This window comes from Picosynechococcus sp. PCC 7003 (genome assembly GCF_001693255.1).
Taxonomy (GTDB): Bacteria; Cyanobacteriota; Cyanobacteriia; order Cyanobacteriales; family MRBY01; genus MRBY01.
In genome coordinates this window covers 447392-469364 of record NZ_CP016474.1, presented here as the reverse complement: position 1 = coordinate 469364, position 21973 = coordinate 447392, and the positions used below count along the sequence as shown (strand labels likewise).

The following is a 21973-nucleotide window of genomic DNA, read 5'->3' as shown; positions in this document are numbered from 1 at the left end:
GCACCGCCCCCGGCAAAACGTTACAATGGAGACTAAATATTACTAAATATTAAAGAAACATTACATCTAGCAGACCGGAAAATACGTGGATACAGCTTGGCAGTTTGATTCGATTGAAGCGGCATTGGGTGACATCAAAGCCGGACGGGCCATCGTTGTCGTAGACGATGAAAATCGTGAAAATGAGGGGGACATCATTTGTGCGGCTCAGCATGCAACCCCTGACATGATTAACTTCATGGCCGTGGAAGCACGGGGACTAATTTGTTTGGCCATGACAGGCGATCGCCTCGATGCCTTAGATCTGCCCTTGATGGTTCATAAAAATACCGACAGCAACCAAACCGCCTTTACGATCAGCATCGACGCCCATCCCCGCCTGGGGGTTACTACGGGGATTTCTGCCGAAGACCGTTCCCGCACGATTCAAGTGGCCATTGATCCCACCGCGCGCCCAGAAGACCTCAATCGCCCCGGTCATATTTTTCCCCTCCGGGCCCGGAGCGGTGGCGTCCTCAAGCGTGCAGGCCACACCGAAGCTGCAGTGGATCTGTCCCGTTTAGCGGGTTTATATCCAGCAGGGGTCATTTGCGAAATCCAAAATAACGATGGTTCCATGGCGCGGCTACCGGAGCTCATCGAATATGCCCGGAAATTTAACCTCAAAATTATTAGCATTGCCGACTTGATTTCCTATCGCCTCGAAAATGACCGCTTTGTTTACCGTGAGACTGTCACGAAACTCCCCACGGAGTTTGGTCAATTTGAAATTTATGCCTACCGTAACACCATGGATGGCACAGAACATGTAGCCATTGTGAAGGGTGATCCCAAGGATTTTGCCGATCAGCCTGTGATGGTGCGCGTCCATTCAGAATGTTTGACGGGGGATGCCCTCGGTTCCCTGCGCTGCGATTGTCGAATGCAACTCATTGCCGCCCTGAAGATGATCGAAAATGCTGGCCAAGGTGTAGTGGTCTATCTGCGTCAGGAAGGACGCGGCATTGGCTTAATTAATAAACTCAAGGCCTATTCCTTGCAGGATATGGGTTTGGATACGGTGGAGGCCAATGAACGGCTCGGTTTCCCGGCGGATCTGCGGGACTACGGCATGGGGGCACAAATGCTCAATGACCTTGGCGTCCATGCAATTCGTCTGATTACGAACAATCCCCGTAAAATTGCAGGCTTGAAGGGCTATGGCTTAGAGGTAGTTGATCGAGTGCCGCTTCTGATTGAGAGCAATGATTTTAATACCCGTTATCTCAATACCAAGGCCCAGAAGTTGGGGCATATGCTCCTGCAGACCCACCTCGCCACCATCGCTCTCCGGTGGCAAGGGAAAGACAATGTCACCCAGCGCTATGAGCATTTAGAACGGCTCCGCCACCTGACCCAAGCACAACATTTATTGGTGCGGGAGGAAGCCCGTCCGGTTGCTAGTGCAGTCTTTTCCAATGCGCCGCTCATCGTTCACCTAGGCTTCGACCAGGCTAAATTGGCCCGTACAGATTGGTACACCGATACGCAACACCCCTACCTCCAGGCGATCGCCACCCTCCTCAGCGACATTGCCCAATGGGAGGATCTCACGGAATTAGAGTTTATGATTGCCACAGGAGACGACCCGATGACTGGGTTACAAATTCAACTCGACCGTGAATTTTTGGCCTGGCCCCAGCTCCCCACCTTTATCCAAGCGGCCCCCGTCAAAACCCAGACGATCTACCACTTTCAGCAACCAAAATAATCATTCTCGTGGGGGTTGTTTGCCGCTGAAATATCGCCTGGATCTGCCTTTCGTCGGCTTGTAAAAATCCTTTGGCAGCTTTCCGGAGAAATTACGATACCATAAGTACGATTGAACTCAGAAAACCAATCACCTTTTACCCATTACGCCACGTTGATCGAGGTAACCATGTCAGCCATCACCAATAATCCCGACAAAGAAAAGGCCCTAAACCTAGTGCTCAACCAAATCGAGCGCAACTTTGGTAAAGGGGCGATTATGCGGTTGGGGGATGCCGCCCAGATGAAGGTCGAAACCATCCCCAGTGGAGCATTGACCCTAGATCAGGCAATGGGGGGTGGCTTCCCACGCGGGAGAATCGTTGAAATCTATGGCCCGGAAAGTTCTGGGAAAACCACGGTCGCTCTCCATGCGATCGCCGAAGTCCAAAAAGCAGGGGGTGTGGCTGCCTTTATTGATGCAGAACATGCCCTTGATCCCACCTATTCGGCGGCCCTGGGGGTCGACATCGAAAATTTGCTGGTGGCCCAACCCGATAACGGTGAATCTGCCCTAGAAATTGCCGATCAATTAGTCCGTTCGGCAGCTGTGGATCTGATTGTGATTGACTCGGTGGCGGCTCTGGTGCCCAGGGCAGAGATTGAAGGGGAAATGGGCGATGTGCAGGTGGGTCTCCAGGCTCGTCTCATGAGTAAAGCCCTCCGCAAAATTGCTGGGAATATGGGGCGTTCGGGTTGTACGGTGATTTTTCTCAATCAATTGCGCCAAAAAATTGGTATTAGTTATGGCAATCCAGAGGTGACCACCGGGGGAACCGCCCTCAAATTCTATGCTTCCGTGCGCCTCGATATCCGACGCATTCAAACCCTCAAGAAAGGAGGAGAAGGGGAATTTGGGATTCGCTCGAAGGTCAAGGTTGCCAAAAATAAGGTTGCGCCACCGTTCCGTATTGCCGAATTTGACATTATCTTTGGCAAAGGGATCTCTAGTGTGGGCTGTATGTTAGACCTCGCAGAACAAACAGGCGTCATTACCCGAAAAGGCGCTTGGTACAGCTACGAAGGAGATAATATTGCCCAGGGTCGGGACAATGCGGTGAAGTATTTAGAAGAAAATCCCGATGTTGCCGCCATTGTCACCCAAAAAGTCCGGGAAAATCTCGATATGAGTTCGATGGGTTTTGGGGATGAGCACCACACCACCGAAGAGGAATAGTCATTTCTGTTGCGGCAAATATTGATGATCCAAACAATCGCTTGAGACAAGGGGCAAATAAAAGCCTCTTTTTTCTTGGGAATCCGGGAAACAAGCAGCAAACAACAGCATAATTTAGCGGCGTGCTAGAATCGGATGCGTCATTTTGAAAAAAAACGTTACGTTCACTATGGGTATTCGTTTCTCTCGTTGGTTAGTGGGTTGCGGTGTGGCGATCGCCCTCGGCGTCTTGTCCCCTTCAGTCACTTGGGCTAACCCCCAACTCAATGCCTTCCTCGAACAGGGAAATGAACAGCTCAAAAACAGGAATTTTGCCCAAGCAGTCCAGCAGTACCGCCAGGCCCTCACCCTAGAAGCGAACAACGCCCGGATCCATGGTGCCCTCGGCTATGCCCTCTCCCAACTGGGCAATTATGCAGAGGCGGTGACGGCCTATCGCCAGGCAGCGGAATTAGAAGACGATAATGCGGAGTTTTTTAATGGCCTCGGTTTCAATCTAGCCCAAAGCGGCGATGACCGCAGTGCGATCAATGCCTACCAGCGGGCCACCCAATTGCAACCGGATAACCTCGCCTATAGCCTAGGTTTAGCGACTGTCCAATTTCGGGTCGGAGACTATGAACAGGCCCTGGTAGCCTACCGTAAGGTTTTGGCCAAGGACAGTAACAACACCATGGCGCTGCAAAATAGTTTAACCAGCCTGTTACAGTTAGGACGCAACCAAGAGGCAGCGGTTCTGTTTCCTGATTTGCTGCGCCAACGGCCCAATGATGCGGAACTGAGAATTAAGGCAGCGGTAACTTGGTTTGGTCTCAATGATCCTGACCAGGCGATCGCCTTCCTCGAAGAAGCCCGCCGCCTCAGTACCCGGGACAGTGGGATGCAAATTCGGGTCGGCAAGATCTACGAAACCCAAAATTTAATCCCCCAGGCGATCGCCGCCTATGAACAGGCCAGTTTTGTCGATCCCCAATCCCGCGAAGCTTTTGCGCTGTACGGGTCGGCGGCAATGAAGACCAAAGATTATATCAATGCGATTATTGCCTACCGCGCCCTGACAGAATTATCCCCCACGGATCCGGCGGCCTTTTACAATTTTGCGGTAGCTCTCCAGGGGCGACGTCGTTCCCGTGAAGCCCTCGAAGCCCTCGAAATGGCGCGGGATCTCTACCAACAACGGGGCGATCGCCGGGGCGTCAATATTACTGAATCCTTGATGGCGGCGATCCAAGAGGACTAGGCACCGCGCCAGTCACGATCACCATGCGTTACCGACGGTTTGGGAAAACAGAACTAGACATCTCGATTTTTTCCCTGGGAACAATGCGGGCCTTAGACAGCAGCGAAACCATGACGGCAACGCTACAGCGGGCTTGGCAGTTGGGGATTAATCATTTTGAAACGGCACCGAGCTACGGGACGAGTGAGCGTCTGTTAGGACAAGCCTTTCGGGAGTTGGGTCTACCCCGGTCGAAATTTTTCTTCACCAGCAAACTATTACCCAAGGGGGCAGCAGCGGAAATTGAGCGAACCATCACGGCTTCCTTGGAAAATTTAGGCACCGATTATTTAGACTGCTTGGCGATCCACGGCATCAATACACCGGAACATCTCCAGTGGTTTTTAGAGACAGGTCTAGGGCCGCTCCAACAATTGCAACGGCAAGGCAAATTTCGCCACCTTGGTTTTTCCACCCACGGCCCCCTGGCGTTGATCCTCAAGGCCATTGAAACGGGTTATTTTGAATTTGTTAACCTCCATTACTACTATTTTTTTCAGCGTAATGCCGAGGCGATCGCCCTTGCTGCGGCAAAGGATTTAGGGATTTTTATCATTTCCCCTGGCGATAAAGGAGGCCAACTGTTCACCCCGCCCCAAACCCTCCAGACCCTCTGCCAACCGGACACACCTTTAGAACTCACCTACCGTTTTTTGTTAGGCGATCGCCGCATTACAACCCTCAGCTTTGGGGCGGCCAATCCTAGCGAATTGGCTGTTCTGGTGCCCCTCGTTGACCAAGATCAGCCCCTCACTTCCCAGGAGCAACAGCGCCTCACAAGCCTGAGCCAGTATCAACACCAACGTCTCCAGGGGACAGAATGCCACCAATGTTACGCTTGCTTACCTTGCCCTGAAGCAATTGCGATCCCCGAAATTCTCCGCCTCAGGAATTTGGCGATCGCCTACGATATGCAAAGCTACGGCGAATACCGCTATCAAATGCTCGAAAATGCGGGCCATTGGTTCCCTGGGAAAAAAGGTAATGCCTGTACCGAATGTGGTGATTGTCTACCCCGTTGTCCCAGCCAACTGCCTATCCCTCAACTGCTCCAGGAGGCACACCAGCGCTTGAACGGAAAACCGCGCCGCCGTCTTTGGGAAACTTGAGTTTCATCTTTTTGCGCATATTGGCGGATGTATTTAGTGCATCAATAAACATTAGATTTTTAGCAGGGATCGTCAACCGTAATCGATGGAATCAAGTTCAGCGAGATGCCGGATTTTTCCGTTTTCGAGGGATTAACCCCAGTTAATGACCTGAAAGCCGAGTAGAATTTAGCCCCTAAAGGGTTCATCGAAACTTGACTATTACGATTGCATTCCGCCAGTTGATTCGTTTGGGGAAATCTGAAAATTGACCAATTCCGCTGGGGCTTTTTCGTCGATGGCACAACCGGAGCGAGAACTGCTCCAAGCCCTGAACCCGAGTGCCTTTGATCAGGTGTTATTATCCTTGGCTTTTTTTGCGCTCCGTCAAAGCAGTTATCGTCACGGTGCTTTTTTAGGTGCGGCGGCCACGGCGGCCAAATGTGCGGTCTATACCACCTATGTGGAACAGGGGGGGAATCTGCGCATGACTGGTCACCTGCACCATATCGAACCCAAACGGGTGAAAGCCATTGTCCAAGAAATTGAACAGGGTCTCCAGACGGGCCAAGGGTTGCAGCATGCTGCTTTCCAGGAACCGACCTATCTGACCGAGTTACCCCAGGTTTGGTTAGGGCAATATCCTTGGCATCGCTCCCAACCTCGGTTAACGGGCGATCGCCTCAGCGAAGAGCAACAGACCTACCTAGAGGCGAAACTGCCCCCAGATCTGCCGACAGCCCAGGGGATTTCCTCCGCCGAATTTGCCGACCTCATTGCTTTTTTGCACCAACAGGCCCAAGAAAACTCCCCAGGCGATCGCCCATTGCCCCTCAGTGAAGCCCTCGCCGAACATATCAAACGCCGCTTGCTCCACGCCGAGACCGTGATGCGCCTCGATAACCCCTGGGGGATGCCCTATTACATCCTCTTGAGTCCCACCTATGGCGGCCCCGACAGCCCAACAAAAGCCCCCCATTCCCTCCTCGAAGATGCCGCCCACTTTTTGCGCCTTAGCCACGCCTGGACAAAGCAACAGCACAACGTCATGCGGATCTTTGAATCCCTCAACATTGCCCCCGCTGACTTGTCCCAGGCCCAGACAGAACTACATGAATTCATGCGACACTGGGCGGGGAAATACCACCAACGGGGTAAACCCACCATGGCGATTCACATGATGTTCGGCCCCCAAGACCATTCCCTGTCCTGAATCTGAGAACGTCCTCGCTTTCCCAAACGATTTGAAACATAAAAAAAGAGGGGCGATCGCAAAAATTGCGCCATCATCCCCCCAATTCTTTTTTTTAACAACAATGATTTTCGGTTGTCTTTAAAGGTTAATCGTCTAGTCCTTTTCCGGTGCTGTAGAAGCAACAAAGAGTTCCTTCAGTTGCTTTTGATCAACCTCTGCTGGTGCATCGGTCAATAGACAGCTTGCCTGTTGTGTTTTCGGGAAGGCAATCACATCGCGAATGGAATCCTCCTGGGCCATGAGCATCACCAAACGGTCTAAACCGTAAGCAATCCCGCCATGGGGAGGAGTGCCATATTCAAAGGCTTCGAGCAGAAAACCAAACTTTTCTTGGGCCTCGGTTTCTGACAAACCAATGGTCTGGAAGACTTTTTCTTGGACTTCCCGCTGGTAAATTCGTAGACTGCCGCCACCGATTTCAATGCCATTTAACACCAGGTCATAGGCGAGGGCGCGGGCCGTTGCTAGATCCTTTAGGTCGTCTGGATTCGGTGCAGTGAAGGGGTGATGTAAAGCTTCGAGGCGTTTTTCGTCGCTATTATATTCAAACATCGGAAAATCCGTCACCCAAACAAAATTGAGTTGATTTTCGTTAATCAGACCCATCTCAGCGCCGACCAACTGTCGCACCCGGTCGAGAGACTTATTCACAATATCCGTTGCCCCTGCCCCAAACAGTAAAAGCGTGCCGGCTTCGGCTCCGGTGCGGCGGAGGAGTTCTTGTTTTTGGGCGTCACTGAGATTGTCTTTAATCGCACCGATGGTATCGATCGCCCCGTCTTCCCGCACCCGAATAAAGGCAAGCCCTTTGGCCCCCATTTCGACGGCGGCATTAAACAGATCACCACCGGGCTTGATGCGCACATTGGAAATGGCATCGTTTCCGTTAGGAATTGGTAAGACTTTCACTTGGCCACCGCTCTTGACGGCTCCAGAAAAGACTTTAAAGCCCATGTCCGCAACGATATCGGAGACATTGACAAGCTCTAGACCAAAGCGCGTATCGGGGCGATCGCAGCCATATTTCTCCATGGATTCGGCGTAGGTGATGCGTGGGAAGGGACGCTCAAGTTCAATGCCCTGGGCATCCTGGAAAATACGACAGATTAAGCGTTCGTTGAGGTCAATGATTTCGTCGAAGGACATGAAGCTCATTTCCATATCCAACTGGGTAAATTCCGGTTGGCGGTCGGCCCGGAGGTCTTCGTCCCGGAAGCAGCGGGCAATTTGGTAGTAGCGATCGCAGCCAGCCACCATTAGCAATTGTTTAAAAAGCTGGGGCGACTGGGGCAGAGCATACCAATCCCCTGGGTTCACACGGGACGGCACCAGATAATCCCGTGCCCCTTCGGGGGTAGACCGGGTCAGGATTGGTGTTTCCACCTCCATGAAGTTTTCATCGTCTTCCAGGAAGCGACGCATCGATTTGACGACGGTGTGGCGCAGTTGGAGGTTTTTCGCCATGGTTTCCCGCCGCAGGTCAAGGTAGCGATATTTTAGCCGGAGGTCTTCTTTGACCTGATCGCCGTCGGCACTGCTGGAAATGAGGATCGGGAGCTGCTTGTGGACGCTATTTAGGATCTCGATGGTGTCAGCGTAGATCTCCACTTCGCCAGTGGGTAATTTAGGATTTTTCGCCCCTTCTTGGCGGGCGCTGACTTTCCCGACAATTTTTACGACATACTCACTGCGGCTAGCATCGGCATCATTGTAGGAATCTGGGGTTCGCTGGGGGTCACTGACAATCTGGACAATGCCCGTGCGATCGCGCAGATCAATAAAAATTACGCCACCGTGATCCCGACGGCGATCGACCCAGCCATACAGGGTTACGGTCTGGTCAATGTGCTCGGAGCGCAAATCCCCGCAGTAATGAGTACGCATAGTTAGTATATATAGTTAAAGCATAGAGTTTTAAAGCGATACTAAGCCTACCAAAGATCCTGGGTCTTGCCTATATTCTCTAGCGTCGTCCCAAACTTAAGGGTAAAACTTGCTGTCAACTGACAAAAATCCAATACCCGCGATTTGTAATCGCCCATGGCCTGAATAAGTGAATAAGTAATGAAAACCAGCGTGGCGATCGCCTGATGATTGTGTAAACCCGTAAAATGCAGCAAGGTTATTGAGACAACCTTTCCTAGGGGATCGATGCGAAATTACTATCTCGTTATTGAAGCGGGCAAAACGGAAAAACAGTATTGGCAGGACATTTGGCAATATCGAGAACTGTTTTATTTTTTGGCATGGCGGGATATCCTGGTGCGTTATAAACAAACGGCGATCGGCGTGCTCTGGGCTTTACTGCGGCCTTTTTTGACGATGATTGTGTTTACGATTGTTTTCGGTAACCTGGCGAAACTCCCCTCCGAGGGGGCACCTTACCCAATTTTGGTATTTGCCGCGATGCTACCGTGGCAGTTTTTCGCCAGTTCTCTGGCCGAATGTAGCAACAGCTTGATCACCAACTCCAATCTTTTGGCAAAGGTCTATTTTCCCCGGTTGATTGTGCCGACCAGTGCCGTGATCGTTAGTTTTGTGGATTTTCTCATTTCTGGGTTTATCCTGCTGGGGCTGATGGCTTGGTATAACTTTGTCCCTAGTTGGCGAATTCTAACGTTACCGGTTTTTGTGGCGATCGCCTTTATGGCAGCGATGGGGGCAGGACTATGGTTAGCTTCTCTCAATGTGCAGTACCGAGATTTTCGCTACATTGTGCCGTTTTTCGTGCAATTTGGTTTGTATATTTCTCCTGTGGGTTTTAGCAGTAGCATTGTGCCAGAACAGTGGCGATTACTGTATTCTCTCAACCCGATGGTCTCGGTCATTGATGGTTTTCGCTGGGCAATTTTGGGGGGGGAGTCACAGATTTATCTCCCAGGATTTTTGTTGTCTTTTGGTTTAGTGGTCGCGATTTTTGCGGGTGGTGTTTGGTATTTTCGGCGGATGGAGCGTATTTTTGCTGATATTATCTAATCCAACAAAAAATAACGGAGGTTAAAATAAATAAAGCAGAAAAGTTGAATAAACGTGGCTCAATTTTCTGGCGTTATTGCCATCGACCGTCTTGACGATGTTACTGATTGCGATCGCCTTTTTGAGGTTCTATGACCAAACCGACTTTGAATTCCTCGGACTCATTGCCAACCCCCGACAGTGGAGCAACGGACTCACTGTGGCAGCCCTCCTGGCTACATTGGCTAATTTCGGCGTTGAGTGGAACCGTCGAAGTCGAGAAACAAACCGCCTGGCTGAAGAAGCACAACGAAGAGCTGAGGAGAGAGAACGCCAGATTGCGCGAACTCGAATCGAAACTCGATGCCGTATTGCCGAAATCGAATTTCAGCTTGACCCCTCCGAAGCCAACCGACGAGCTTTAAGGGCAGTCCTGGCGATGTTGGCGGAATATGGGGATTTGTTTTAGGCGATTTGAAAAATTTTGCGATCGCCGAAACGGATTTACCAGATGAGCAATTTCCAGAGGTTTGTCCGTTTACCCTTGCTGACGTATTATCCCCTGAGTTTTGGCCCGATCTTGATTGAGGGTTTCGACGGTCTCGCTCCATTTCAGCGATCTTAGGTCTGATTGTTTTCCGAAGGCAATGATGCTCCGGGGGACGTTTTCGGGTAAGTTATTGTGTGGCGGCTTATCTTTGGTCTTATGTCGGACACGATCATCCGGGTCGAAAATTTAGGAAAAAAGTACATCATCGGCCACCAAGCGCAATCGGGAGGCTGGAAACCGAATCGGGGTAATTATGTGGCCCTGCGGGATGTGGTGGCAAATGGGGCCAAGTCTTTTGGGAAGCGGCTAATCGGCAAGGAACGGCGGCGCAGTTATACGACAGAAGAGTTTTGGGCGCTGAAGGATATCAATTTCGAGATTAAGCGTGGTGAGGTGGTTGGGATTATTGGCCGCAATGGGGCCGGGAAATCCACACTCCTGAAGATCCTCAGTCGGATTACGGAACCGACCACGGGCCGCATTGAGTTACGGGGGCGGGTAGCGAGCCTGTTAGAAGTGGGGACGGGGTTCCATCCGGAGTTGACGGGCCGGGAAAATATTTATCTGAATGGGTCGATCCTGGGGATGAGTCGGCTGGAGATCCGCAAGAAGTTTGATGAGATTGTGGCGTTTGCGGAGGTGGAGCGGTTTTTGGATACGCCGGTGAAGCGGTATTCCAGCGGGATGTATGTGCGGTTGGCGTTTGCGGTGGCGGCGCACCTGGAGCCGGAGATCTTGGTGGTGGATGAGGTGTTGGCGGTGGGGGATGCTCAGTTTCAGAAGAAGTGTTTGGGGAAAATGGGAGATGTAGCTAAACAAGAAGGTAGAACAGTTCTATTTGTAAGTCATAATATGACGGCAGTTAAAAGTTTATGTATTAAAGGTATATGGCTAGATCAAGGAAGTTTGGTTGGATCTGATGAAATCAGTCGATTAGTTTCAGAGTATTTAGCAGTTGGCAATACATGTAACTTAGAAAAGAAATGGGAAAATCAAGATATTGCACCAGGCACTCACGAAGTAAAGCTTCATTACATAAAATTGATGGCTCAAGATGAGTCTTCAGAAATCACTATAGAATCTCCTCTAATTCTAGTAGTAGAGTTTTGGAATTTTTGTGAAAATTCATTTCTCAACCTAAGCCTAAACCTATTTGACATTAATGAAGTCCATGTTTTTAATTCTTGTTCACAAGCCCGAAATTTCCCCCAAGGCTTGATCCAATTTACTTGTCATATTCCCCCCAATCTGCTAAACGATGAAACTTATAAAATAGAAGTCATGATCGTCAAAAATATGCAGATTATTTTTGCGTATAGAGATGCGTTGGTTTTTGAAGTTATCGAACAAAGTCGAGAAGGAGATTGGCTAGGAAAATGGTCAGGCATTGTTAGACCAAAACTGAAATGGAAAGCCTCATTGGTAGAGAAAGTATAAGGAAAAATTCTGGATGAGTCTTCCCGGATGAAATTACATAATTTTTGCTAGATTAATCTAAAAATCTTGCTTCTTGAGTTGAAATAATCTAGACAAAGATATTGTTGGCCCTTTTTTAAGCATCCTTTGAATCGAACAAATAAAAATTTCGCATACCCTTTATGAAAACCATGCAAAACCAGTCACAGCACAAGAAAATTCTATGCATAGCGATCATTTTTTTTGATTTTGAAGTCATCAAAAAATCCATCGACTTTATGGTTAGTCACGACGACATGTTAGACATAGTCATCCTGGAAAATCCTAGCGAATTTACTCAAGATCTGATTAAACCATACATTCAAACCTTATTGGAAGCTGAAAAAATAAAGCAGTATATTTTATTTGACAATAATATTACCAATAATGCTGTTGAGATATTTGTTGATCATAGTAATACGATTAATTGGGAGGACTATGATTATATATTACTAACTGATGGTGATTTGATTGTTGAAGGTAATGGATGGTTGTGTGAAGAAATAGAAATACTAAATAAATACTCGGACATTTTTGCTTGTGCTGTCGGCTTAGACATAGCTAATCTTCCGGTCAAAACATTTCCTGAAGCGGTTAAATGGGTTCCGCCACCAATAGCACAATATGATGGCTATACGGAAACTCTTACGGGCATACATTTGGTGTTGTTGAAAACTGAAAAACTTCTAAAATTTTTGAACTGGAGAAAAAAAAATGGATTTAACTTTATAGACTCTTCACTACATTTTTTCTGCTATGAAGTATTAAAGGAGAAATGGGTAATTATCAAGAACTCTCAAGCAAAACATTTAACTTGGGACAGCTATCAAGATCTAAGTCATCCGTATACGAAGTTTAAAATAAAAAAAACATTTACTGAAACATGGAATCATCAATTGTATTCTGGGTATACAATATTCACTAAAGGTAATTTATCGACAGGACAATACTGCTCAACAAAAAAAACTTTCAATTCCTCAAATCCGAAAGTTACACTGAGGCTTAAATGGTTTATTTTGGGCTTCATGAAAAGAATAAAAAATAAAGTAAACCAAATCAAGGAAATCAAAATACTTGACTAAAACAGAATAAAAAACACATCCAGAAAAACAAAAATGTATAATCATACAGTAGGAAGAAAATTCCTGAGTCTCATCCAAAAGATAAAGTTTAGAATTTCCGAATTCAATAAACCATATAATTTTCATTGCCCAGTATGTGAGTCTTCTGTTAAAAAGTTCGCTCGATTACCTGATGCTTACTATGAGAAGTTAGATGCTCATGGATTTATATTTTCAATTTTTCAGTTTGAAACACTAAATCAACTAGGTTATCTTTGTCCTCATTGTAGTTCTAGCGACAGGGATAGGCTTTATGCGGCCTATTTAAGCAGGGAATTTTCTGACAAGATTGAAAATCAGAACTTTCTAGATATCGCTCCATCTAATAGTCTTAGAAATTTTATCATCAAAAAATATCCCGAATTAAAGTATCGCTCGACCGATCTGAATAGGACAGATGTTGACGACATCCTAGATGTTACAAGCATGGATGCGTATCAGGATGGTTTATTTGATTTCTTTATTTGTTCTCATGTTTTAGAGCATATTAAAGATGACAAGAAAGCCCTTCAAGAACTATATAGAGTCTTGAATGAGCAAGGTCGAGGAATCTTGATGGTTCCTATTATGTTGACCTTGAATGAGGATTACGAAAATTCTGAGATTACTGATTCAGGTGAGCGATGGAAGCATTTTGGACAGGGTGATCATGTCCGAATGTACTCTAAAACAGGGTTCCTAAAAAAAATAAGGGAGACTGGATTTCAAGTTTCAGAGCTAGATATCAACTTTTTTGATAAAGATACTTTTTTTAGATATGGCATACATCCTCGATCCGTGCTTTATATAGTAAGTAAGCAACCATCGCCTGATGTATCTAGCATTGTGGCTCTAGGAGCTTAAATGATGAAAAACTCAGTTCATGAACTTGCTATTTTTGGCGGTGAGTCAATGTTTAAGGAGAAGCTTCATATTGGGCGGCCGAACATTGGTAACCGAGAACGCTTGCTAGAACGAATTAACGATATGTTAGATCGCCGCTGGCTATCTAATAATGGAACGTTTGTTCAAGAATTTGAACAACAGCTCGCAGACTATTTAGGTGTTAAGCACTGCATTGCGGTTTGTAATGGAACAATCGCCTTAGAGTTAGTGATTCGGGCTTTGGAGTTCAAAGGGGAGGTGATTGTGCCCTCTTTTACCTTTATCGCCACGGCCCATGCGTTGCAATGGCAGGAGATTACCCCAGTTTTTTGCGATATTGGCCCCAAAACCCATACTCTCGATCCCGCGAAAGTCGAACAGATGATTACACCGCGCACCTCGGGCATTATTGGGGTGCATGTTTGGGGCCAGCCTTGTAATGTGGATGCTTTGACCGCTATTGCCGATCGTCATCAGTTAAAATTAGCATTTGATGCCTCCCATGCATTGGGCTGTTCCTATCAGGGGCAGATGATTGGTAATTTCGGAAAGGCAGAGGTTTTTAGTTTCCATGCAACAAAGTTCATCAATAGCTTTGAAGGTGGGGCGATCGCTACTAATGATGATGAGTTGAATGAAAAACTCCGGTTGATGAAGAATTTTGGCTTTGCTGGCTTTGATAATGTGATTTATCTGGGGACCAATGGCAAAATGTCAGAAGTTTCGGCGGCTATGGGTCTAACCTCGTTAGAGAGTATTGATGAGTTTATGGCGGTGAATCGTCGAAACTATGAGGTTTATCAGCAAGAATTGGCAGGTCTACCGGGGGTAAAGTTGTTTCCTTATAATGAATCAGAAAAGCAAAATTATCAGTATGTAGTTGTCGAAGTTGATGAGACCAATGCGGGTATTAGTCGAGACTTATTAGTTGAAGTTCTCCATGCAGAGAATGTGATTGCACGGCGTTATTTTTATCCTGGGTGTCATCAAATGGAGCCATATCGATCTTACTTTCCTCATGCTGGCTTACTACTGCCAGAAACGGAAAAATTAACTTCAAAAGTTTTGATCTTACCCACAGGAACAGCTATCTCTGAAGAGATCATTATTCAAATTTGTAAAATTATTAGACTAGCAATTGCAGACTTCCCCCTCAAAATAAAAAATCAAGGAAAAACAACTCACTAAGACTTTCACGATTATGGCTTGGCTAACTAAAACTGAAATAGAAGCTCTGGGTTTTGCAAAGGTAGGGACAAATGTCTTACTTTCTAACAAAACTTCTTACTATAATTGTTCCCGGATAGAAATAGGAGACAATGTTAGGATTGACGATTTTTGCGTTTTATCTGCCGGAGTCGGAGGTATTATTATTGGAAGTAATGTTCACATTGCAGTTTATTCATCTTTAATTGGCGCAGGTAAAATAAAACTATCTGATTTCTCTGGTCTTTCATCGCGAGTATCTATTTATAGCAGTAATGATGATTATAGTGGTAGTGCAATGACTAATCCTACTATTCCTGAAAACTTTACTAATGTCACCCATGCTGACGTTCTTCTTGAACGCCATGTAATTGTTGGTGCTGGGTCAATCATTCTGCCTGGAGTAATTCTTGAAGAAGGTGTTGCCATTGGAGCCCTCAGTCTTGTTAATAAAAATTGTCAAGCTTTTACCATATATGCTGGTTCTCCACTAAAACGAATTACTTCTCGAAAGCGAGATCTTCTTGAGATAGAAAAAGCTTTCCTCAACTCCCAGGATACTTGCGAATACTAAGTTTATGAATACAAATCAGCCTCAGGTGAGTATTGTATGTGTCACTTACAATCATGAAGAGTTTATTGAAGAAGCTATCAATGGTTTCTTAATGCAAAAAACTAATTTTCCTGTAGAAGTCATTATTCATGATGATGCTTCTACTGATAACACTACTAAAGTTATTCAAGAATATCACACGAAATATCCTGAAATTATCAAACCAATAATACAAACCCAAAATCAATTTTCAATTAGACAATTTGACTTTTTCAGAGATATTTTAAAAAAAGCAGAAGGTAAATATATTGCACTTTGTGAAGGTGATGACTACTGGACAGATTCCCTAAAACTACAAAAACAAGTTGATTTTATGGAATTAAATCCTGAATTTTCTATTTGTTTTCATAAAGTAAAAATCCTAAAAAACAATCAACTAATAGAAGATAATATAACAAATGTACCTTCAAAAATCACATCAATCACTGACTTAGTAAAAGGCAACTATATTCATACTCCTTCCTGTGTGTTCAGAAATCGTCAAGACTCAATTATTGGAGCCAACTTTATTCATTCTCCATTGGGCGATTACTATATTCATATGATGAATGCTTTACATGGAAAAATATTCCACATTGATGAGGATATGGCTGTTTACAGAATCCATCCCCATTCAATGTGGTCGAGTCAGTCATCACTGTATCACGAAACAAAAACCTTGATTTCTTATTGTTGTATACTTTTAGACTTGGATAAAAACTTTGATTTTATAAGAAAAGATATCGAAAGTCATATTGCATGCAGATCTCAAATTATCTTTAATCGGCATCAAGACTTCATTGATGACTTGGCAAAAGAGCCAATATTAATCTTCAAAAATATTATAAGAATTAATATGATGGAGTTGCAAAAAATAAAAAGAAATCCGTTTTATCGAATATATCAATCTTGGTATAAGTTCAATAGAAAAATCAAAAAACTTTTCAGGATTCAAGGTTCTTTAAATTCAGTTCTTGCACTCTTAATATGACTATTACTTATTTATGATAAAGCTTACTTGAATGCTCGAGAATTTAAACTTTTGCATAGACAATATGAATTGAATAAACGAGAAATCATGCATACAGAAATAAAAAATACTTATAAAGTGGTAGCTTATATTACTGCTTACTGTGACCAACTTGCAATTAATACATGTCTCAAGTCGCTTTTTTCACAAACCTATCCAATTGATAAAATCATTATTATTGATAATTCTCCGGTCATTTTAGATCTAGAAGTAGATCCACAATTTCAAACTAAAATCATTGTTGAATCGCATCCAGAAAATATTGGTATTGCACAAGGATTATGTATTGGTATCGAGTGGGCAATTAATAACAATTATGATTTTCTTTGGACATTTGATCAAGATAGTGAGCCGAAAAAAGACTGCCTAGAAAAACTTTTAGTTAATTATGATAAGTTGCATAGTGAGGATTTACCGATAGGAGTGATTGCACCATTATCAATTGACATCCGGTCTGAAGAAGAATTAGAAGGAGCAATATTTGATAGATATCGTTTTTTTTCAGTATCCAAACACAAAAATCATAAGACTATCAGAAGTAAAAAACAAGACTTTTATGAGTGTGATATGGTCATCACATCCGGATCATTAGTAAGTTTGCAAGTTGCCCAAAAAGTAGATTTGCCTAACCAAGACTTATTTATTGATGCTGTTGATTGGGATTACTGTATAAAATTCAGGAGCCAAGGTTTTCGCATTATTGTGACGACCCAATCATTGATGCAGCACAACTTTGGCAGCTTTGTAAAACATAGGATCAGGAGAAATAAGGAATTAATCCCTGTTTACTCATATTCTGTCATGAGATATTACTATATGTTCAGAAATCACACCTTTATACAAACTAGATTATCTAGGCAATATAATAGTCTCCATTTATCTGTTGCACATAGAATTCAGTCTTTAATAAAGATAATAGCCAGAATTATGTTGTATGAACCAAATGAAAAATTTGCTAAATTGTGGGCCTGCTATAGAGGAACATTTGATGGATTTCTTGGCAAGTTAGGTAAAACATGGAGTCCATGAAAATCAAATGCTCTATGTGAAAGATTCATGCTTAGAATTATTAGGGTGCTTAAAATCGGGCTGGCTTCTTCGGAGTAAGGCTTCACTTACTTGTTCCTGCACTTATCCTGGCTGAGCTTTTCAGTGTATAAAGCCAAAGACACCCAATATGATTTATTTTATTACGGTCAACTATTATTCTACTGAACTAATTAAGAATCTAAGCGTCTCAATTCAAGCGGGAGTGACAAGCCCCTACGAGTTATTAATTATCAACAACTCACCGGAGGAGGTCGCTATCCATCAACTTGCCGGAGATAATGTGCATGTTATTGAGGCAGAGGATAATCTTGGTTTTGGCCAGGGTTGCAACCTCGGTATTCGCGATGTGTGGCAACGAGATCGCCAAGGCTTAGTATGGTTGATCAATCCCGATGCGACCCTAGAACCCGGGGCTGATCGGCACATTCATCAGTGCTTGCTAGAGAATCCCAACATCGCGATTCTGGGAACCAAAATTCTATCCCCCGATGGCAATATTTGGTTTGCTGAGGGATCTTTTAACCCATGGTTAGGTAACCTAAAGCATAGCAATAAAGCGACTCAATCAGCGGCCAAATTGGGTGATCACTCGGCTCTAACCAGACCCGTTCAGTGGGTAACAGGTTGCAGCTTTATTATCAACCTCCGCCAGTTTAAAAAGCAGCCCGAATTCGACAAAGACTATTTTCTCTACGCCGAAGACGCTGACTTTTGCCTAAGATATGCTAAGCAAGGCCATTCTATAGCCGTTACCAACGAAGTGCTCGTGAGCCATAAAGTTTCTTCTATTATTGGTCGCAATCAACTATCTATGTATAAAAACTATACATTTGGACGACTATTGCTCATCAAAAAACATGGCACAATATTAGGGTTTCTGACCTACTTTATTTATTGTCTTACTATCGCTATTCTCTACTTGCCCGTCAAAAACGATCAGTCTAGGGGCCGTTTACAAGGAATTAAGCAGTTTTTGCAGTTAAAAAGCAAGCCGTACCAGAGCTTTTGAAAATGAATGCGAGTATGAATAAACCTATGGTTAAAACACTACTAGTAACGGGAGGATCAGGGTTTATTGGCTCTGCACTAGTACGCTATCTTATCCAGCAAACCCCCCATACCGTGATTAACCTTGATAAGTTGACCTATGCCGGAAACCTCGAATCTGTGGAGATAGTAGCTAACCACCCCCGCTACCACTTCGAGCAGGTTGATATTTGCGATGGGGCCGCCCTCACACGCATTTTCAAAACCTACCAACCCACGGCCATTCTACACCTCGCCGCCGAAACCCATGTAGATCGTTCCATCGATGGCCCGGCCGCCTTTATTCAGACCAACATTGTCGGCACATACACCCTACTAGAGGCCGCCCGCACCCACTGGCAAACCCTAGATTCAGAGTCTCGAACCCAGTTTCGATTTCACCACATTTCCACCGACGAAGTCTTTGGCGATCTCGGCCATGGAGACAGCTACTTCACCGAAGCCACCCCCTACGCCCCCAGTTCGCCCTATTCCGCCAGCAAGGCCAGTGCCGACCATCTAGTTCGGGCGTGGCACCGCACCTATGGTTTGCCCATTCTAATTACTAACTGCTCAAATAACTATGGTCCCTACCACTTCCCAGAAAAGCTGATCCCCCTCATGATTCTCAACGCTTTGGAAGGCAAAGCTCTACCTGTTTATGGCCAAGGAAAACAAATCCGCGACTGGCTTTATGTGGAAGATCATGCCCGTGCGCTTTATACTGTGCTCACCCAAGGCCAACCCGGGGAAACCTATGTGATTGGTGGCAACCAGGAAATCTGCAATCTCGACGTAGTATCTACTATTTGCGACCTACTGGAGGAACTTGCTCCCCATAAGCCCCCTGGTGTCACCCGCTATGCCGATCTGATTACCTTTGTTCCAGACCGTCCCGGCCACGACCAGCGCTACGCCATCGATGCCAGCAAAATTCAGCGGGAACTGGGCTGGCAACCCCAGGAAACCTTTGCCACTGGGCTACGCAAAACTGTGGAATGGTACCTGACCCATCGCGGCTGGTGTGATCGGGCCTTAGCCAATACCTATAGTCGTCAACGATTGGGGCTAAATCTATGAAGGGCATCATCCTAGCAGGGGGCTCCGGTAGCCGCCTCTACCCAATTACCCTCGGTACCTCGAAGCAACTACTGCCGATCTACGATAAACCGTTGATTTACTACCCGCTGTCGGTGTTGATGTTGGCTGATATTCGCGAGATTCTGGTGATTACCACCCCCCAAGATGAAGCAGCTTTCCGTCGGCTCTTGGGCACAGGACAGCAGTGGGGGCTAGACCTCAGCTATGCCGTGCAGCCCAGCCCCGATGGTTTGGCCCAGGCCTTTTTGATTGGAAAATCATTCATTGGCGATGATTCGGTCTGTTTGGTGCTAGGAGATAATATTTTCTACGGTCAAAGTTTTACCGCCCAACTTCAGCGAGCAGTAGCCACAGTGGAGACTCAAGGCGGAGCTACAGTATTTGGCTACCAGGTTAAGGATCCAGAACGGTTTGGGGTGGTGGAATTTTCCCCCGATGGCAAAGTTCTCTCTATTGAAGAAAAGCCATCAAAGCCAAAGTCCGATTACGCTGTCACAGGACTTTACTTTTATGACAATCAAGTAATTGATATTGCAAAACAGCTTCGCCCTTCTAATCGGGGAGAATTAGAAATTACTGATATTCATTTGGCTTACTTAAGCCAGGAAAAACTCAGAGTTGAACGCTTTGGGCGAGGATTTGCGTGGTTAGATACAGGAACCCACGATAGCTTACTAGATGCTGGACAATTTGTTCAAACCCTAGAGAAGCGTCAGGGACTTAAAATTGCCTGTCTAGAGGAAATTGCCTATGGCAAAAATTGGATCACTATCGAACATCTAGAAGCGTCCATAAATAAACTACCCAACAATGGCTATCGTCATTATCTACGGGACTTAATCAAGACAGAGCCGTTTATCTCTTCCCAATGAACAGATGCGGGAACAAGACAATCTCAAAAATGTTGATTCAGTTGAGTGAACTACAACGTATGAAAGTTTTATCCACACAATTACCCGACGTCAAACTCATTGAGCCGACGGTTCATGTCGATAGCCGAGGGTTCTTCCTAGAGACCTATCAGCAGGATCGCTATACCCATCACCATGTAGGCCCGTATTTTGTGCAAGATAACCTTTCTTTGTCCGAATGTGGCACATTGCGAGGTTTACATTTGCAGTGGCCCTATCCCCAAGGCAAACTCATCTATGTATTGCAAGGAGAAGTATTTGATGTAGCCATCGATCTGCGAGTTGGATCGCCCACCTTTGGCCAGTGGGTAGGGGAAATATTATCAGCAGAAAATAAACACCAGCTTTGGATACCTCAGGGGTTTGCCCATGGGTTTTGTGTCCTCAGTGAAACGGCTTTAGTCATCTACAAATGTACAGATTTTTACCACCAAGAAACTGAACTAAGCCTGCGTTGGGATGACCCCGAGGTGAACATTGATTGGCCTTTACCCCTAGCAGAACCCAAACTATCGTCCAAGGATGCCCAAGCTCCTTACCTAACAGACATCAGCAAGAGTCACTTACCTCAATATAATGAGGTCATCCTATGATTTCCCCAGCATTATCAACTACAGACAGGATGAAAGTTTTGATTACGGGAGCCAATGGACAACTAGGTCAGGCGCTGATCGCATTGGCTCCTACAAATTATGAAGTGATCGCTCTCAGCCGTCGTCAGCTCGACATTACAGACCGTACTACTGTGTTGGACCGCATCGGCGAATTGAAGCCAGACTGGGTGATCAATGCCGCCGCTTATACAGCAGTGGATCGAGCAGAACAAGAGGTAGAACAAGCCTTTGCGGTCAATGGTCAAGCTCCTGGTTATCTTGCTGAGGCTTTAGCGAATACAGGGGGACGCCTGCTGCATATTTCCACAGACTTTGTTTTCGATGGCCAACGTTCCACCCCTTATCCCCCGACTGCTCCCCCTAACCCATTGAATGTTTATGGCGAAAGTAAACTTATGGGTGAGCAGATGGTTCAGACTTGTTTGGGAGACGCTTCTTTAATTGTTCGCACTGCCTGGGTTTATGACGGAACTCACCGCAACTTTGTCACGACAATGTTGCGCCTCATGGAAGAACAGCAGGAGGTTCGGGTGGTAGCGGATCAGGTTGGCACTCCAACGGCGACAAGCACTTTGGCTAACACCCTGTGGCTGGGGATCCGTCAGAGATGGTACGGCATTTACCATGCTACCGATGCGGGGATCGCTACTTGGTACGACTTTGCGGTCGCTATTCAGCACTATGGTCGACAATTAAATCTGCTAGAGCACTCCGTGCCTATTGTGCCTATTACCACCGCCGAATTTCCTACAACTGCTTGCCGCCCCGCCTACTCAGTGCTGGATAAGTCCTCCACATGGGAGCAGCTTCAGGAATTGCCCCTACACTGGCAACCAGTGCTTTATGAGCAGCTTTTAGGCCTAATGATGGATGGTAGCGCTAGGACTCTGGGTGCGTATCAATGCTCATAA

21 protein-coding genes are annotated in these 21973 nt (G+C 45.8%); 20 read left to right on the top strand and 1 reads right to left on the bottom strand.

The features are described from left to right. Positions 1-85 precede the first annotated feature (85 nt). From ribBA to hetR, 5 genes are all read left to right on the top strand, one after another. Complete coding sequence (gene ribBA, locus AWQ21_RS02215; RefSeq protein ID WP_065713128.1) at positions 86-1750, top strand: bifunctional 3,4-dihydroxy-2-butanone-4-phosphate synthase/GTP cyclohydrolase II; 1665 nt, start codon at positions 86-88, stop codon at positions 1748-1750. A 168-nt stretch (positions 1751-1918) separates the two neighbouring features. Next, a complete protein-coding gene (gene recA / locus AWQ21_RS02210) occupies positions 1919-2965 on the top strand; it encodes a recombinase RecA (protein ID WP_065715182.1) in 1047 nt (348 codons plus the stop codon). Positions 2966-3134: 169 nt separating this feature from the next. Further along, a complete protein-coding gene (locus AWQ21_RS02205) occupies positions 3135-4205 on the top strand; it encodes a tetratricopeptide repeat protein (protein WP_232315035.1) in 1071 nt (356 codons plus the stop codon). A gap of 23 nt (positions 4206-4228) precedes the next feature. Then, complete coding sequence (locus tag AWQ21_RS02200; RefSeq protein WP_065713127.1) at positions 4229-5353, top strand: aldo/keto reductase; 1125 nt, start codon at positions 4229-4231, stop codon at positions 5351-5353. Between the two features lie 247 nt (positions 5354-5600). After that, positions 5601-6545, top strand: a complete 945-nt coding sequence (gene hetR, locus AWQ21_RS02195; RefSeq protein WP_232315034.1) for a heterocyst differentiation master regulator HetR — start codon at positions 5601-5603, stop codon at positions 6543-6545. Positions 6546-6680: 135 nt separating this feature from the next. Here hetR and aspS read toward each other — a convergent pair whose 3' ends face one another. Then, positions 6681-8471 (bottom strand): aspartate--tRNA ligase, encoded by a 1791-nt coding sequence (gene aspS / locus AWQ21_RS02190; protein WP_065713125.1) that lies wholly within the window; start codon positions 8469-8471, stop codon positions 6681-6683. 267 nt (positions 8472-8738) lie between these two features. On the opposite strand from aspS, the gene AWQ21_RS02185 reads away from it, so the two are divergent. The 15 genes from AWQ21_RS02185 to rfbD all read left to right on the top strand — a co-directional run bounded on the left by AWQ21_RS02185 (position 8739) and on the right by rfbD (position 21973). After that, positions 8739-9563: an ABC transporter permease gene (locus AWQ21_RS02185; protein ID WP_065713124.1), complete on the top strand. Its 825-nt coding sequence runs from the start codon at positions 8739-8741 to the stop codon at positions 9561-9563. A 97-nt stretch (positions 9564-9660) separates the two neighbouring features. Beyond that, positions 9661-10011, top strand: a complete 351-nt coding sequence (locus AWQ21_RS02180) for a hypothetical protein (RefSeq protein ID WP_065713123.1) — start codon at positions 9661-9663, stop codon at positions 10009-10011. 5 nt (positions 10012-10016) lie between these two features. Continuing rightward, the gene (locus AWQ21_RS16150) at positions 10017-10130 is read left to right on the top strand and encodes a DUF29 family protein (RefSeq protein WP_157094688.1); all 114 of its coding nucleotides are present in this window, start codon (positions 10017-10019) and stop codon (positions 10128-10130) included. Positions 10131-10248: 118 nt separating this feature from the next. Beyond that, positions 10249-11529, top strand: coding sequence for an ABC transporter ATP-binding protein (locus AWQ21_RS02175; RefSeq protein WP_065715181.1), 1281 nt, complete (start codon positions 10249-10251; stop codon positions 11527-11529). A 161-nt stretch (positions 11530-11690) separates the two neighbouring features. Next, entirely contained in the window at positions 11691-12629 is a 939-nt protein-coding gene (locus AWQ21_RS02170) for a hypothetical protein (protein WP_065713122.1), read from the top strand. Between the two features lie 33 nt (positions 12630-12662). After that, positions 12663-13511 carry a methyltransferase domain-containing protein gene (locus tag AWQ21_RS02165; protein WP_083997949.1) on the top strand — a complete coding sequence of 283 codons (849 nt, stop codon included), beginning with the start codon at positions 12663-12665 and terminating at the stop codon, positions 13509-13511. Next, the gene (locus AWQ21_RS02160; RefSeq protein WP_198159681.1) at positions 13512-14720 is read left to right on the top strand and encodes a DegT/DnrJ/EryC1/StrS aminotransferase family protein; all 1209 of its coding nucleotides are present in this window, start codon (positions 13512-13514) and stop codon (positions 14718-14720) included. A gap of 13 nt (positions 14721-14733) precedes the next feature. Beyond that, positions 14734-15312 carry an acyltransferase gene (locus AWQ21_RS02155; protein WP_065713121.1) on the top strand — a complete coding sequence of 193 codons (579 nt, stop codon included), beginning with the start codon at positions 14734-14736 and terminating at the stop codon, positions 15310-15312. A gap of 4 nt (positions 15313-15316) precedes the next feature. After that, on the top strand, positions 15317-16321 hold the full coding sequence (locus AWQ21_RS02150) for a glycosyltransferase (RefSeq protein ID WP_065713120.1): 1005 nt from the start codon (positions 15317-15319) through the stop codon (positions 16319-16321). Between the two features lie 27 nt (positions 16322-16348). Continuing rightward, the gene (locus tag AWQ21_RS02145) at positions 16349-17389 is read left to right on the top strand and encodes a glycosyltransferase family 2 protein (protein WP_198159680.1); all 1041 of its coding nucleotides are present in this window, start codon (positions 16349-16351) and stop codon (positions 17387-17389) included. Between the two features lie 148 nt (positions 17390-17537). Next, on the top strand, positions 17538-18419 hold the full coding sequence (locus tag AWQ21_RS02140) for a glycosyltransferase family 2 protein (RefSeq protein WP_065713118.1): 882 nt from the start codon (positions 17538-17540) through the stop codon (positions 18417-18419). A 26-nt stretch (positions 18420-18445) separates the two neighbouring features. Further along, positions 18446-19516, top strand: coding sequence for a dTDP-glucose 4,6-dehydratase (gene rfbB / locus AWQ21_RS02135; RefSeq protein WP_065713117.1), 1071 nt, complete (start codon positions 18446-18448; stop codon positions 19514-19516). After that, positions 19513-20409: a glucose-1-phosphate thymidylyltransferase RfbA gene (gene rfbA / locus AWQ21_RS02130; RefSeq protein ID WP_065713116.1), complete on the top strand. Its 897-nt coding sequence runs from the start codon at positions 19513-19515 to the stop codon at positions 20407-20409. The genes rfbB and rfbA overlap by 4 nt, the downstream gene beginning before the upstream one ends. A 59-nt stretch (positions 20410-20468) precedes the next feature. After that, positions 20469-21041 (top strand): dTDP-4-dehydrorhamnose 3,5-epimerase, encoded by a 573-nt coding sequence (gene rfbC / locus AWQ21_RS02125; protein ID WP_065715178.1) that lies wholly within the window; start codon positions 20469-20471, stop codon positions 21039-21041. Next, positions 21038-21973 carry a dTDP-4-dehydrorhamnose reductase gene (gene rfbD / locus AWQ21_RS02120; RefSeq protein WP_315862213.1) on the top strand — a complete coding sequence of 312 codons (936 nt, stop codon included), beginning with the start codon at positions 21038-21040 and terminating at the stop codon, positions 21971-21973. The genes rfbC and rfbD overlap by 4 nt, the downstream gene beginning before the upstream one ends.

Coding starts and splice junctions, on each gene's coding strand:
- AWQ21_RS02205 (WP_232315035.1), top strand. CDS start 3,135: ATGGGTATTCGTTTCTCTCGTTGGTTAGTGGGTTGCGGTGTGGCGATC.
- rfbA (WP_065713116.1), top strand. CDS start 19,513: ATGAAGGGCATCATCCTAGCAGGGGGCTCCGGTAGCCGCCTCTACCCA.
- rfbD (WP_315862213.1), top strand. CDS start 21,038: ATGATTTCCCCAGCATTATCAACTACAGACAGGATGAAAGTTTTGATT.
- AWQ21_RS02160 (WP_198159681.1), top strand. CDS start 13,512: ATGATGAAAAACTCAGTTCATGAACTTGCTATTTTTGGCGGTGAGTCA.
- AWQ21_RS02180 (WP_065713123.1), top strand. CDS start 9,661: ATGTTACTGATTGCGATCGCCTTTTTGAGGTTCTATGACCAAACCGAC.
- AWQ21_RS02140 (WP_065713118.1), top strand. CDS start 17,538: ATGATTTATTTTATTACGGTCAACTATTATTCTACTGAACTAATTAAG.
- rfbC (WP_065715178.1), top strand. CDS start 20,469: ATGAAAGTTTTATCCACACAATTACCCGACGTCAAACTCATTGAGCCG.
- AWQ21_RS02200 (WP_065713127.1), top strand. CDS start 4,229: ATGCGTTACCGACGGTTTGGGAAAACAGAACTAGACATCTCGATTTTT.
- aspS (WP_065713125.1), bottom strand. CDS start 8,471: ATGCGTACTCATTACTGCGGGGATTTGCGCTCCGAGCACATTGACCAG.
- AWQ21_RS02155 (WP_065713121.1), top strand. CDS start 14,734: ATGGCTTGGCTAACTAAAACTGAAATAGAAGCTCTGGGTTTTGCAAAG.
- AWQ21_RS02165 (WP_083997949.1), top strand. CDS start 12,663: ATGTATAATCATACAGTAGGAAGAAAATTCCTGAGTCTCATCCAAAAG.
- AWQ21_RS02185 (WP_065713124.1), top strand. CDS start 8,739: ATGCGAAATTACTATCTCGTTATTGAAGCGGGCAAAACGGAAAAACAG.
- AWQ21_RS02175 (WP_065715181.1), top strand. CDS start 10,249: ATGTCGGACACGATCATCCGGGTCGAAAATTTAGGAAAAAAGTACATC.
- AWQ21_RS02150 (WP_065713120.1), top strand. CDS start 15,317: ATGAATACAAATCAGCCTCAGGTGAGTATTGTATGTGTCACTTACAAT.
- rfbB (WP_065713117.1), top strand. CDS start 18,446: ATGGTTAAAACACTACTAGTAACGGGAGGATCAGGGTTTATTGGCTCT.
- recA (WP_065715182.1), top strand. CDS start 1,919: ATGTCAGCCATCACCAATAATCCCGACAAAGAAAAGGCCCTAAACCTA.
- AWQ21_RS02170 (WP_065713122.1), top strand. CDS start 11,691: ATGAAAACCATGCAAAACCAGTCACAGCACAAGAAAATTCTATGCATA.